This window comes from Variovorax sp. PAMC 28711 (genome assembly GCF_001577265.1).
Classification (GTDB): domain Bacteria; phylum Pseudomonadota; class Gammaproteobacteria; order Burkholderiales; family Burkholderiaceae_C; genus Variovorax.
In genome coordinates this window covers 636,361-649,834 of the sequence record NZ_CP014517.1, presented here as the reverse complement: position 1 = coordinate 649,834, position 13,474 = coordinate 636,361, and the positions used below count along the sequence as shown (strand labels likewise).

Below are 13,474 nucleotides of genomic sequence, written 5' to 3'. Positions count from 1 at the left end.
GTGCCTCACTTTGCCATGGCGCTGCACGCCATCGGCGCCGGGCCGGGGAGAGCAGCGGCCGCCTTCGCATTGACAGGGACCGGCTGCAGGGCCAGCCAGCTCGCTACGGCGTTGACGTCGTCGGTCGTGAGCTTGCGGCCCACCTCCGTCATGCAGTCGGGGCCGAGCGCGTGCCGGCTGTCGGTCAGCCAGGAACCGAGCTGCGATGCGACATACAGGCGCGGCAGACCGACCAGCCCGGGGATCGCGGGCAGCACGCCGGTCAGCGCCGTGCCATGGCACGCGACGCAGGCTGGAATGCCCCGTGCCGCATCGCCCTGCAACGCCAGCGTCTTGCCGCGCGCGACCAGGGCCGGCGAGGCATCGCTCGTGGTCGCGACGGGCGGATAGGGGTAGTCGAGGTTCGCGAAGTAGTCGGCGATCTCGCGCAGGTAGTCGTCCGACAGGTGCTGGACCATGTACGCCATGTCTGAATTGAAGCGCCGACCATCGCGAAAGCTGACCAGCTGATTGAAGAGATAGCCTGCCGGCTTGCCCGCCAACCGCGGGAAGTAGCCGACGTTGGTGCTCGCGCCTTCGCGCCCATGACAGGCGATGCAGGCTGCCACGCGCTGCGCGATGGTGTCGGGCACGCGGCCCGGTGGCGTCGCCGCCGAGGCGCTCACCCCGCCCATGCCGGTGAACGCGATGCATGCAATGGATGCGAGGGTTCGCAAGGCCTGTCTCATCCGACCATTGTGAAGGCTACAGTCGCCGTATGCGACTAGACATATCGTCCACCCAGGGCCCGCAGCGCCTGCTCTACGGCGCCGGCGCCGGCGTCCTTGCGGGGGTTCTCGCGTATCCGCTCGACGGGCTGGCGCGAGGCCTGTTCGGCTGGTGCTGTGCTGTCGTGGTGTACCTGTTGCTGGTCTGGCGCCTCGCGATGACCTGCGACGCCAAGCGCGTGCGGGCCCGAGCGCAGGCGCTCGACCAGCCCAACATGCTGATCCTCTTCGCGATGCTGGTCGCCATCGGGGTCAGCGTGGTGGTCATCGGCATGTTGCTCCGGCAGGTCAAGGACATGGGCGATCTGGACCGGGCGTTGCACATCGGGCTGGGCGTCGTGTCGCTCGCCGGCTCGTGGTTGCTGATCCACACGCTGTTCACGTTCCACTACGCGCATCGCTACTACCAGGCCGAGAAGAGCGCCGATTCGAGCAAGCAAGCCGGGCTCGATTTCCCAGGCACGGAAGACCCGGACTACTTCGACTTTCTCTATTACTCCTACGTCGTCGGCATGACGTCGCAGGTGTCCGACGTCCAGGTCACGTCGCGCCAGATGCGTCGGCTCACGCTGCTGCACGGGGTGTTGGCGTTCGCCTTCAACATGGTGGTGCTCGCGCTGTCGATCAACGTGGTGGCCAGCGCCATCTAGGGGCAACTGCCGGCTCAGGGTTTGCGAAGCGGCGCCGCAATGCCCGACGATGGGGATGGTTCGCCGATCACCAGATTTCCCAGCGGATCGAATATGGCGCTGGCCGCCGCACCCGACCGCAATTTCTGGACGTCGAGGATGGCCGCTTGGCGGGTGCTGAATCCAGCACGCAGCGCGCGATGGCTGAGCCATCGGCCGCCCGGAATTCCCAATCCCAGCGACCGCCGGCAACTTGAAAGACAACGAACTTCATGGCTGAGTTGGGCGAGGAGCGAAATGGAGCACAGCGTCGCCAGCATGCACGTTGTCAGCCCGTTTGCAAATCCGAAATTTCCTCACTCTTGTAGGAAATTCCCTTCAACCGCCCGAGCTTCAAGCGCCTGCGGCGCGGCGCCCGAGTTTGACAAGGCCCGTCGACAGCGCCACGCCGCAGACGATCACCACGGCGCAGAGCAGCATCCACTGGGTGATGCTCTCGCCCAGGAACACCGCGCCGTAGAACACCGCGAAAACCGGCACCAGAAAGGTCACGGTGAGCGCGCGCGCCGGCCCGGCGTTTTCGATCAGCCGGAAAAACAGGATGTACGCGATGCCGGTGCTGGCCACGCCGAGCGCAATGAGCGCGAGCCAGGCGCGCAGCCCCGGCATCTGCGCAGGCCAGAACCAGATCGCGGGCAGGGCGAGGAACAGCGTGGCGCCGATCTGGCTGCCGGTCGCGGTCGCCAGTGCAGGAATGCCGCCGAGGTAGCGCCGCGCTGCGCTGGCCGAAATGCCGTAGCTCACGCAGGCGCCCAGGCAGGCCAGCACGGCCCACAGTGCCGCGTTGCCGCCGCCGGCTTCGGCATGAAGCCCGGCACTGCGACTCGCGAGCATGGCCACGCCGGCAAAGCCGATGACCAGGCCGATCAGGCGCGCACCGTCGGGCCGATCCTTGAACCAGGCCCACGCGACGAGCGCGCCGAACATCGGCACCGTCGCGTTGAGCACGGCCGCCAAGCCGCTGTTGATCGTCAGCAGCGCGAAACAGAACAGTGCGAACGGAATGCCCGAGTTGAAGACGCCGATCAGCAGCGCCGGCTTCCAGTGGCGCACCAGCGTCGCGCCATGTCCGCGCGCCATCATCAGCGGGATGAGGAACACCATGGCCACCGCCACCCGCACGGCGGCGGCCGGCAGTGCGCCGAACTCCGCCGCACCGATGCGCATGAACAGGAACGACGCGCCCCACAGCGCGCCAAGCAGCACCAGATCGACCAGCCAGCTGCGCGGCGCGCGCGCTGCCGCCGCGCTCACAGCGCGCCTTCCAGTTCGAGCAGCGCCGTTTTGCGGTCGAGCCCGCCTGCGTAACCGGTGAGCGAGCCATCGGCGCCGAGCACGCGATGGCACGGCACGATCACGCTGATCGGGTTGCGCCCGACAGCCGCACCCACGGCGCGAACCGCGGCCGGCTTGCCGACCCCGGCGCTCAGCCGGCCGTAGCTCGTGGTCGCGCCGGCCGGGATCGCCCGCAACGCCTGCCACACGGCCTGCTGGAACGCGGTGCCATGCGAGAGGTCGAGCGGCAGGTCGAACTGCCGGCGCCGGCCTTCGAAGTAGTCGCGCAGCTGCGTCGCTGCTTCGGCCAGCACCGGGTGGGCGTCGTTCGTTTGCCAGCCGGTGATGTCGGGGAAGTGCCGTTGCGCGTCGAACCAGACGCCGGCCAGGCCCTGGTCGGTGGCAACCAGGCGCACGCCGCCCAGGCGGGTGTCGATGTGCGAGGTGAAAAGGAGGGTGTTCTTGAATTTCATGGGAGCAATCAGGCGCGGGCAGCGGCTGGTGGAGTTGAAAGGGTGTGCCATGCGCGCAGCACCGCGTAGCCGCGCCACGGGCGCCAGGCTTGCGAGGCCTCGGTGGCCGCGCGGGCGCCGGTCACGCCGAGTGCTTTTTGCAGCGCCACGTCGCCGGCCGGGAACGCGTCGGGCCAGCGCAGTGCGCGCATCGCGATGTATTGCGCGGTCCATTCGCCGATGCCGGGCAGCGCCTGGAGCGCGACCAGCGTCGAGGGAACGTCGGCGCCGGCGTGCAATGCGAGCCGGCCTTCGGCCACCTCGCGTGCGATGGCCTGCAGCGCGGCCTGCCGCTGGCGCACGATGCCGAGGTGGCCCAGGGCGTCGCCGCTTGCCGCGGCAATCGCGGCGGGCGTCGGGAACAAGCGGTCGAGTCCGGCCACCGGCGTGGCGATGGCGTCGCCGAAGGCCTCGACCAGCCGCGCGCCCAGCGTGCGCGCCGCGGCCACCGTGATCTGCTGGCCGAGCACGGCGCGCACCGCGAGCTCGAAGCCGTCGACCGTGCCCGGCACCCGCAAGCCGTCGCCGTCCGGGAAGCGCGCGTGCAGCGCCGCATTGATCGCCATCGGCTCGGCATCGAGATCGAGCATGGCGCGCACGCGGCCGATCACGATCGGCAACACGCCGGCGAGCGAATCGCTGACCGACAGCAGCAGTTGTTCGCGCGACGGCTCGAAGCGCATCTGCAGCCAGCCGGTGTGCGTGTGCGCGCCTTGCAGCACGCGCAGCGTGCGCGCGATGCCCGCCTGCCCGCCGCTGCCGGTGACGGCCTCGATGCCGCGCAGTGCGCGCCGTCCGAAAAAGCCGAGCATCGCCGCCGCGTCGTACGGTGGCCGGTAACCGAGGCGCACTTCGACCGGCTGGCCCTCGCGGCGCTCCGCCGTGCCACCGGCGCGTCGCAGCGCGCTCGGGTTGAGCCCGTAGTGCGCGACGAACGCCGCATTGAAACGCCGCACGCTCGCGAAGCCGCTGGCCGGCGCCACCTGTGTCATCGGCAGGCGGGTGTCGGCGATGAGTTGCTTGGCCGCGAGCAGCCGGCGGGTTTGCAGGTATTGCAGCGGCGAGACGCCGAACTGCGTTTCGAAGATGCGGCGCAGATGCCGGTCGCTCACGCCAAGGCGCGCCGCGATCTGCGCGGCGCCGGGGCCGCTGCCCTCGGTGAGATGCGCCCAGGCATCGGGCTGGTCGATCAGCCGCGCCGCCTGCAGCGCGAGGATGCGCGACGCGTCTTCGGTCGACCAGCTCGCCGCACGCGGCGCAAGTTCGGGCCGGCAGCGCAGGCAGGGGCGAAAACCTTCGGCTTCGCACTGCGCCGCGTGGCGAAAGAACCGGCAGTTCTCGCGCCGCGGCAGCTTCACCCGGCACACCGGGCGGCAATAGATGCCAGTCGATGTCACGGCGGTAAAAAAAGAACCGTCGAAACGCGCGTCGTGCGTCTTCATCGCGAGGTAGCAGGCATCGCCTTCAAGGCCGGGCGTGAGAGGGGTGGACATGGTCGGATGATACGAGTCTGTCATTCTGGCGCTGGCCGTTTTCGGACATGTGGCTCGGGGTGCGGATGCCTACAATGGTTCCCAGTTTTCAGCCAACCACAGGGCACTCATGCAGCTCAACGCATCCATCTTCAAGGCCTACGACATTCGCGGTGTCGTGCCCGGCACGCTCGACACGCAGGTCGCCGAGGCATTGGGCCGGGCCTTCGGCAGCGCGGCCCGCGCCGCCGGCGAAAAATCCGTGGCCGTGGGACGCGACGGTCGCCTCTCGGGTCCGTCGCTCGTCGAGGCGCTGATCAAGGGCCTGGTCGCCACCGGCGTCGAGGTGCTCGACGTCGGCGCGGTGACCACGCCGATGCTCTACTTCGCGGCGCACACGCTGTGCACCAGCGGCATCCAGGTCACGGGCAGCCACAACCCCAAGGACTACAACGGTTTCAAGATGGTGATGGCTGGCCGCGCGATCTATGGCGACGAAATCCAGGCCTTCGCCGCACGATGGAGGCCGACAGCGCCATGCGCGCACCCGGCGGCAGCGTGCGCCAGGTCGATGTGACCGAGGCCTACACGCAGCGCATCGTGGGCGACATCCAGCTGGCGCGCCCATGAAGATCGTGGTCGATTCGGGCAACGGCATCGCCGGCGCCTCGGCCCCGGCGATCTTCCGTGCGCTGGCTGCGAAGTGACCGAGCTTTTCAGCGAGGTCGACGGCGACTTTCCCAACCACCACCCCGACCCGAGCCGGCCCGAGAACCTCAAGGATCTGATGGCTGCCTTGAAGGCTGGCGACGCCGAACTGGGCCTCGCGTTCGATGGCGACGGGCGACCGCCTCGGCATCGTCACCCAGGACGGCCAGAACATCTTCCCCGACCGCCAGATGCAGCTCTTCGCAGCGGATGTGCTCTCGCGCGTGCCGGGCGGCACCATCACTACGACGTGAAGTGCTCGCAGCGCCTGGGCCCCGGCCATCGAAGCCGCCGGCGGCGTGCCGATGATCTACAAGACCGGCCACTCGCTCATCAAGGCGAAGATGAAAGAGATCGACTCGCCGCTCGGCGGCGAGATGAGCGGCCACATCTTCTTCAAGGAGCGCTGGTTCGGTTTCGACGACGGCACGTATGCGGGTTGCCGTCTGCTCGAGATCCTGAGCAAGAGCCCGGATGCGAACGCCGTGCTCAACGGCCTGCCGACCAGCTTCTCGACGCCTGAGCTGAACGTGAAGTGCGCCGAAGGCGAACCGCATGGCCTGGTCGAGCAACTCGTGAAGACGGCGACCTTCGATGCGCCGGCGGTGGTGTCGACCATCGACGGCCTGCGCGTCGACTGGCCCGACGGCTTCGGCCTGATTCGCGCTTCCAACACGACGCCGGTGCTGGTCATGCGCTTCGAAGGGCAGACCGACGCCGCGCTGCACCGCATCCAGGACACGTTCCTCGCACTGCTGCGCACCGTCAAGCCCGACGCGTCGCTGGCGGAGGCTTCCCACTGAACGCGTCAACACGCAACGTGCGGTCGTTGATGCTGCGCCTCTACGGCGCGTTCACGCGGTTGTCGCAGCCGCTGGTGCGGCGAAAGCTCAAGAAGCGCGCCGTGGCCGAGCCCGGCTACGCCGTGGCGGTGGAAGAGCGCTTCGGCATGTACGACCCCGTACTCACCGGCCAGGACTGGTGCTGGATCCATGCGGTGTCGCTCGGCGAGGCGCGTGCCGCCGGCATCCTGCTGATCGAGCTGCGACGCCAGCATCCGGGCGTGCCGATCCTGCTCACGCACGGCACGGCGACCGGCCGCGAAGAGGGCGCCCGACTGCTCGAGCCCGGGGACCTGCAGGTGTGGATGCCGTGGGACACGCCGAAAGCGGTGGCGGCATTTCTCGATCGATTCCGCCCGCGCATCGGCGTGCTGATGGAAACCGAGGTGTGGCCCGAAATGACCGCGGCCTGCGCCGAGCGCGGCATTCCGCTGGTGCTCGCCAACGCCCGCCTGAACGAGAAGTCGCTGGCGTCCGCCGAGCGCCTCGCCTGGCTGGCGCGGCCGGCCTACGGCGCGCTCACCGCGGTGTGGGCGCAGACCGAAGCCGATGCGCACCGGCTGGTGTCGCTCGGTGCCAAGGTCGAAGGCGTCTACGGCAATCTGAAGTTCGACGCCGCCCCCGACATTCGGCAACTCGCCGCGGCCGATCAGTTGCGCGCTTCGCTGCCCAAGCCGATCGTGGTGTTCGCCAGCTCGCGCGACGGCGAGGAGCAAATGCTGCTCGAGGTACTGAAGCGGTTCGGTGCCGCCGTGCCCGTTCCGCCGGCGCAGGCCGCGATCAATTCCATCGCGAAGCGCGTGCACGACGTGCAGTGGATGATCGTCCCGCGCCATCCGCAGCGTTTCGACGAAGTGGCTGCGCTGGTTGCCTCGCATGGCTTCGGCGTCGCGCGCCGGAGCGCCGCTGCCGACGAGCTCAGCGATGCCGAGATCTGGCTCGGCGACTCGCTCGGCGAAATGGCGCTTTACTACGGCCTGGCCCACGTGGCGCTGCTCGGCGGCAGTTTCGAGCCACTGGGCGGGCAGAACCTGATCGAAGCCGCCGCCTGCGGCTGCCCGGTGGTGATGGGGCCGTCGACCTTCAACTTCGCCGAGGCGGCCGAACTGTCGCTGGCGGCGGGTGCCGCGCAGCGCGTGGCCGACATGGAGCAGGCGGTGAAGGCCGCTTTGGCCATCGTCAACAACGCGGCCAAACGCGATGCGATGGTTCAGGCCGCGCTGGCGTTTTCGTCATCGAACCGCGGCGCCGCGCAGCGCACGGCGGCGGCGGTGCTGGCGCTGGTGCAGGACGTGCCGCGGCCCGTCGCGGGTGCGGGCGCCTCGGGTCCGGCCGGCGTGCCGGCGGGTGCGTCCGCGGAGCGAACCGACCCGGTGCTCGACGACCTCAGCGCACCGGCGGACTGAGGATGACCGGCGGCGGCGGTGCCGTCGGCATCACGGGCGGCAGCGGGTTGAAGGGTTGCTGCGGCACCGGCGGCACGGTGGGAATCGTCGTCGGCGCGACCGGCACCGGGCTTTGCGTCGCAGCCGACGGCGTGACGGCCGAGGCGGCGGCGCCGGCGGTGCCCGGTGGCGCCAGCGTCGCGTTGATCGCCTGCAGGTCTTCCGGCACCAGCGTGCCGTTGGCCTGGCGCAACTTGAGGTTGCCCAGCAGAACGTTGTAGCGCGCCTGCGCGAGGTCGCGCTTGGTCTGGAACAACTGGCTCTGCGAATTGAGCACGTCGATGTTGATGCGCACGCCGACCTGATAGCCGAGGCGGTTGGCGTCCAGCGCACTCTGGCTCGACGATTCGGCCGCCTCCAGCGCCTTCACCTGCCCGGCACCCGACACGAGCCCGAGATAAGCCGCGCGGGTCGCCTGCGTCACGCTGCGGCGCGTGGATTCGAGGATCTGTCGCGATTGCTCTTCGAGTGCCAGCGTTTCCCGGATCCGGTTTTCGGTCGCGAAGCCGGCGAAGAGCGGCATGTTGAACACCACGCCGATGCTTGCCGCGTTGACGCGCGTGCCCACGGTGGCGGTGCTGGTGCCGGTCGGGTTGCGCGAGATGTTGTAGCCGAGGTTGGCGTCCAGCGTCGGCTTGTGGCCGGCTTCGGCCTTCTTCACTTCCAGCCCGGCCACGTCGAGGCCCAGGCGCGCCTGCCTGATCGACGGGTGCACTTCTTCGGCCTGCGCGACCCACACGTTCATGTCGGTGGGCGTGGCAACCGGCAACACCACCGGCGCGGCGAGCGGCACCGGCACGCTGCCGGGCCGGCCGACCAGCTGGTCGAGCACGATCTTCTTGACCTGCAAGTCGTTCTCGGCGGCGATCTCCTGTGCGATCACCAGGTCGTAGCGCGCCTGCGCTTCGCGCGAATCGGTGATGGTCGAGGTGCCGACTTCGAAGTTGCGCTTGGCCGACGCGAGCTGTTCTGCCACGGCCACCTTCTGCGCGCGAACCAGCGCCAGGCTGTCCTGGCTGGCCAGCACGTCGAAGTAGGTCTGGCTCACGCGCACGATGAGGTCTTGCTCCGCACTGGTCAACACCGCCTGCGCCACTTCGGCCTGCAGCTTGCCCTGCTCGTAGGTCGCCCAGGCGGCGGGGCGGTAGATTGGCTGTGTCGCGTTGATGCCGGCGCTCTGCGTATTGAAGTCACGCGACGCGGAGCCCTGCTGGCTGCCGCTGATCACGTGGATGTCGAGGTCGTTGCGGTTCACGCCCGCCGACAGACCCACCGCGGGCAGGATGCCAGCCTTCGCCTGTGCGGCGCGTGCCACGCTGGCATCGAACTGCGCGCGGGCGCCCTGGTACGTGGCGTCGTAGCCGCGCGCAGATTCATAGAGGTCGATGAGGCTCTGGCCATGGGCCGGCAACGCAAGCGCCGCGACGAGTGCAGCCGGAAGGGGAAGTAGCCGGGGCCAGACAGACATCGCAGGTCCTTGGAAGATCAGTAGCGCGGCACGCTCGCGTCGTGTTGCGCCGACCAGGCGTCGATGCCGCCCGCCACATTGGCGATGTCGGCAAAGCCGTTCTGGCTCAGAAAGGCGGCCACGCGTTGACTGCGCGCGCCGTGATGGCACAGGCAGGCAATGCGCAGGCCGGGATCGAGTTCGGCCACACGCGCCGGGATCTCGTTCATCGGAATCGCCACCAGCGCAAAGCCTTGCGGCGTGACACTCGCGGTCTGCAGCTCCCACGGCTCGCGCACGTCGAGCAACACGGCAGGCGCGTCACCCTCCTGTGCGAACCAGGCGGCGAGATCGGCGGGGCGGACCTGATCGATCATCGCGTTCAGAAGGCGAACTTCGACGGCTCGGGGAAGCTGAGCAGGCGCGGCGCCACGGTGTCCCAGGGCTGCGCCGTTTCCCACTTGCCTTCGCTCACGCGCGTGACGATGTGGGTGCGCATCATCGGCTCGTCGCCCACGATGGCAATCAGACGGCCACCGACGTTGAGCGAGCCGAGCAGGTTCTGCGGCACCTTCGCGACCGAGCCGCTCAGCACGATCACGTCGAAGCTGGGGCCGCTCGCCAGCGGCTTCGCGCCGTCGGCGTGGCGCACCTCGACATTGGACATGCCGTTCTGGCGCAGCGTCTCGGCGGCGCGGGCCGCCAGCGCGGGATTGATCTCCAGCGTCAGCACGCTGGCGGCGCGGTTGCCGAGCAGCGCGGCCATGAAGCCGGAGCCGGTGCCGATCTCCAGCACCTTCTCGTGCTTCTGCACATGCAGGTCGTGCAGCATGCGCGCTTCGACCTTCGGCGCCAGCATGGTTTCGCCCGGCACGCTGCCGTCGCCGAGCGGCAGCTCCATGTCGAAGAAGGCCAGCGCGCGGTGTGCCTGCGGCACGTAGTCCTCGCGGCGGATCTGGTCGAGCAACGCGAGGATCTCGGCGTCGTGCACATCCCAGGGACGGATCTGCTGCTCGATCATGTTGAAGCGCAGGAGCGCGAGCGTGGCGGGGGATTGGTGGGGTTCATGGGACTTTCTCCGAGGGGTCTCAGGACAAACCCTCAATTTTAGGTGGGGTCGTTGGCAAGGGTGTGGGCGAGCCGTTCCAGCGGCGGCGCGCCCAGGTCGCGAGATCGTCCATGTAGCAGTAGACGACCGGCACCACGACCAGCGTGAGCAGCGACGAGGTGATGACGCCGCCGATGACGGCCTGGCCCATCGGCGCGCGCTGCTCGGAGCCTTCGCTGAGGGCGAAGGCGAGCGGCACCATGCCGAAGATCATGGCGAGCGTGGTCATCAGGATGGGCCGCAGCCGCACGCGCGCGGCGAGCAGCAAGGCGTCGGCGCGATCCAGGCCCGGTACTTCCGTGCCGTCGTCGGCAAGGTGCGGTTCGCGTGAGCGAATCGCGAAGTCGACCAGCAAGATCGCGTTCTTGGTGACGAGGCCCATCAGCATCACGATGCCGATGACCGAGAACATCGAGAGCGTCGAATGGAAGGTGAGCAGCGCCAGCACCACGCCGATCAGCGTGAGCGGCAGTGCCGTCATGAGCGCCAGCGGCTGCAGGAAGCTTTTGAACTGGCTCGCCAGGATCATGTAGATGAAGATGATCGCGAGCGCCAGCGCCGACACCGCGTACGCGAACGACTCCTGCATGTTCTTGGTCGAGCCGCTGAACTGGTAGCTGTAGCCGGGTGGAAAAGCGATCTCGGCCAGCGCGGTGCGCACGTCGTTCGACACCTCGCCAGCCGAGCGGCCGTCGGTGTTCGCGTTGATGCCCACTTCGCGCGCCAGCGCGCGGCGGTTGATCTGGTTCGGCCCGGTCGATTCGCGCACGTCGGCCACCTGGTTGAGTCGCACGATGCGGCTCGAGCCGTCCGCGTTGCTGCCGGCGGCGGTGGTCACGAACGGCAGGCGCGCCAGGTCGGCCGGCGAGTTGCGCACCTCGGGCGCGAGCCGCACATTCACGTCGTAGGTCTGGTCATCGGGTGCGCGCCAGTTGCCGACCGTGGTGCCGGCCACCAGCGTGCGCAGCGCGGTGGCGATCGGTGCCACGCCGAGGCCGAGGTCGGAGGCGGCGTCGCGGCGCACCACCACGCTCACCGTCGGCTTGTTGGGCTTGAGGCTGGAGTCGAGGTCGACCAGGCCGGGGATCTGGCGGAGGCGCTCCATCACGCGCTGGCTCAGGCGTTCGAGCTCCTTCAGGTCGGGCCCCTGCAGCGAGAACTCGACCGGCTTGTTGCCGCCGACCGAATCGCGCAGGCCGACGTGCGTGACGGTGATGCCGGGCACGGACCGCAACCGCTGGCGCAGCACCGCCGACATCTGGTCGACGCTGCGCTCGCGCGCACTGCGGTCGACCAACCGCACGTAGATGCTGGCGTACATCTTTCCCTGCGCGTCGCCGGTGTTGATGGTTGAAAGCGTGTAGCGCACCTCGGGCATCTCGCGCAGGATGCCTTCGACCTGCCGCGCCCGCGCTTCGGTGACTTCGATCGACGAGCCGACCGGCGTGTAAAAGTTGATCGCCGTCTCCGAAAAATCGGCCTTGGGCACGAACTCGGTGCCGAGCAGCGGCACCATGAAGACGCTGCCGACGAAGATGCCGATTGCGATGAACAGCGTCGTCAGCTTGTGCACCAGCGACCAGCGCAGGATGCGTTGATAACCTTCGGCCAGCCGTTCGGTCGCGCGGTCGAATCCGCCGGTGACGCGGCCGATCGTGCGGTCGTAGAAGGTGACCGGCCGGCCGCGCTTGCCGTGGTTGTCAATAGCCGGGTCGTGCCAGAGGCTGGAGAGCATCGGGTCGAGCGTGAAGCTCACGAACATCGAGATCAGCACCGCCGCCACGATGGTGATGCCGAACTCGTGGAAGAACTTGCCGATGATCCCCCCCATGAAGCCGATCGGCAGGAACACCGCGACGATCGACAGCGTGGTGGCCAGCACCGCCAACCCGATCTCCTGCGTGCCCTCGAGCGCGGCGCGGTAGGGCGTCTTGCCCATCTGCACATGCCGCACGATGTTCTCGCGCACCACGATCGCGTCGTCGATCAGCAAGCCCACGCACAGCGACAGCGCCATCAGCGTGACCATGTTGATGGTGAAACCGAACATCGCCATGAACCAGAAGGTGCCGATGAGCGCGATCGGCAGCGTGAGGCCGGTGATGACGGTGGAGCGCCACGAATTGAGGAACAGGAAGACGATGAGTACCGTGAGCAGCGCGCCTTCGATCAGCGTCTGGCGCACGTTCTGTACCGCGACGCGGATCGGTCGCGAGGCGTCGCCGATGGGTTCGAGCTTCACGCCCGGCGGCAATTGCGAGCGGATTTCGGCGATGGCCTTCACCAGCCCGTCGACCACTGCGATGGTGTTCTCGTCCTGCGCCTTCTGCACCGAGAGCAGCAGCGTGCGCTGGCCGTTGTAGAGCGCGAGGCTGTCGAGCTCCTGCGCGCCGTCTGACACGCGCGCCACCTGTTCAACGCGGATCGGTGCGCCGCCCTTGCGCATGACGATGATCCGGCCGAAGTCTTCGGGCCGTTCCATCCGCGCATCGATCTGCACCACCCGGTCTTGCTCCAGCGAGCGCACCGAGCCGACCGGCAGCGCCTGGTTCTCGTTGCGCACCGCGTTCACGACCTGCTCGGTGCTGACGCCGAAGCCTTCCATGGCCTGCGGATTGAGGTAGAGGTTGATCTCGCGTTTGGTGCCGCCCACGAGCGTGACGGAGCCGACGCCGCGCACGTTCTCCAGGCGCTTCTTCAGCACCTGGTCGGCCCAGTTGGTGAGCTCGACCGCGCTCGGTTGCTTGGCGGCGCCGCCATCGGGCAGCACCGCGACCGACCAGACGGCCCGCGAGGCCGGATCGAAACGCAGCACGCGCGGGTCTTTCACCTCGTCGCGAAACAGCGGCCGCACCGCAGCGACTTTTTCGCGCACGTCGTCGGCCGCCTTGCGTCCGTCCACGTACAGCTGGAACTCGACGATGACGACCGACTGGCCCTCGTAGCTGCGCGAGGTCAGGGCGTTGATGCCGGCGATCGAGTTGACGCCTTCTTCTACCTTCTTGGTGACTTCGCTCTCGACGATTTCGGGCGACGCGCCGGGGTACTCGGTGATGATGACCACCACCGGGAAGTCGATGTTGGGGAACTGGTCGACCTGCAGCCGCTGGTACGAAAAGAGGCCGAGCACCACCAGCGCGAGCATCAGCATCGTCGCGAAAACGGGGTTCTTCAGGCTGACGCGGGTGAACCACATGAGGGGGCGGGAA

General features: G+C 68.4%; 11 protein-coding genes and 1 pseudogene. 3 read left to right on the top strand and 9 right to left on the bottom strand.

Annotation, left to right across the window (positions count from 1 at the left end):
- Window positions 1–5: 5 nt before the first annotated feature.
- Window positions 6–728: a c-type cytochrome gene (locus tag AX767_RS03355; RefSeq protein WP_068628628.1), complete on the bottom strand. Its 723-nt coding sequence runs from the start codon at window positions 726–728 to the stop codon at window positions 6–8.
- A gap of 29 nt (window positions 729–757) precedes the next feature.
- On the opposite strand from AX767_RS03355, the gene AX767_RS03350 reads away from it, so the two are divergent.
- Window positions 758–1,417 carry a DUF1345 domain-containing protein gene (locus tag AX767_RS03350; RefSeq protein ID WP_068628627.1) on the top strand — a complete coding sequence of 220 codons (660 nt, stop codon included), beginning with the start codon at window positions 758–760 and terminating at the stop codon, window positions 1,415–1,417.
- A gap of 14 nt (window positions 1,418–1,431) precedes the next feature.
- Here the strand turns inward: AX767_RS03350 and AX767_RS03345 are convergent, their stop codons facing one another.
- From AX767_RS03345 to AX767_RS03330, 4 genes are all read right to left on the bottom strand, one after another.
- The gene (locus AX767_RS03345) at window positions 1,432–1,716 is read right to left on the bottom strand and encodes a hypothetical protein (protein WP_156480945.1); all 285 of its coding nucleotides are present in this window, start codon (window positions 1,714–1,716) and stop codon (window positions 1,432–1,434) included.
- Window positions 1,717–1,789: 73 nt separating this feature from the next.
- Entirely contained in the window at window positions 1,790–2,710 is a 921-nt protein-coding gene (locus AX767_RS03340; RefSeq protein ID WP_068628623.1) for a DMT family transporter, read from the bottom strand.
- A complete protein-coding gene (locus tag AX767_RS03335; protein WP_068628621.1) occupies window positions 2,707–3,204 on the bottom strand; it encodes a methylated-DNA--[protein]-cysteine S-methyltransferase in 498 nt (165 codons plus the stop codon). Before AX767_RS03335 ends, AX767_RS03340 begins: the two co-directional genes overlap by 4 nt.
- Before the next feature lie 8 nt (window positions 3,205–3,212).
- Entirely contained in the window at window positions 3,213–4,736 is a 1,524-nt protein-coding gene (locus AX767_RS03330) for an AlkA N-terminal domain-containing protein (protein WP_068628619.1), read from the bottom strand.
- 109 nt (window positions 4,737–4,845) lie between these two features.
- Here AX767_RS03330 and AX767_RS03325 point away from each other — a divergent pair.
- Window positions 4,846–6,226, top strand: a pseudogene (locus AX767_RS03325) (phosphomannomutase/phosphoglucomutase).
- Between the two features lie 17 nt (window positions 6,227–6,243).
- Window positions 6,244–7,671 carry a 3-deoxy-D-manno-octulosonic acid transferase gene (locus tag AX767_RS03320; protein ID WP_068628617.1) on the top strand — a complete coding sequence of 476 codons (1,428 nt, stop codon included), beginning with the start codon at window positions 6,244–6,246 and terminating at the stop codon, window positions 7,669–7,671.
- Here AX767_RS03320 and AX767_RS03315 read toward each other — a convergent pair.
- From AX767_RS03315 to AX767_RS03300, 4 genes are all read right to left on the bottom strand, one after another.
- Window positions 7,652–9,178: a TolC family outer membrane protein gene (locus tag AX767_RS03315; RefSeq protein WP_068628615.1), complete on the bottom strand. Its 1,527-nt coding sequence runs from the start codon at window positions 9,176–9,178 to the stop codon at window positions 7,652–7,654. The genes AX767_RS03320 and AX767_RS03315 overlap by 20 nt on opposite strands.
- Before the next feature lie 17 nt (window positions 9,179–9,195).
- Complete coding sequence (locus tag AX767_RS03310; RefSeq protein WP_068628613.1) at window positions 9,196–9,534, bottom strand: rhodanese-like domain-containing protein; 339 nt, start codon at window positions 9,532–9,534, stop codon at window positions 9,196–9,198.
- 5 nt (window positions 9,535–9,539) lie between these two features.
- Window positions 9,540–10,178, bottom strand: a complete 639-nt coding sequence (locus AX767_RS03305) for a protein-L-isoaspartate O-methyltransferase family protein (protein WP_068628611.1) — start codon at window positions 10,176–10,178, stop codon at window positions 9,540–9,542.
- Between the two features lie 67 nt (window positions 10,179–10,245).
- Window positions 10,246–13,461 (bottom strand): efflux RND transporter permease subunit, encoded by a 3,216-nt coding sequence (locus AX767_RS03300; RefSeq protein ID WP_068628609.1) that lies wholly within the window; start codon window positions 13,459–13,461, stop codon window positions 10,246–10,248.
- Between the last annotated feature and the right edge of the window lie 13 nt (window positions 13,462–13,474).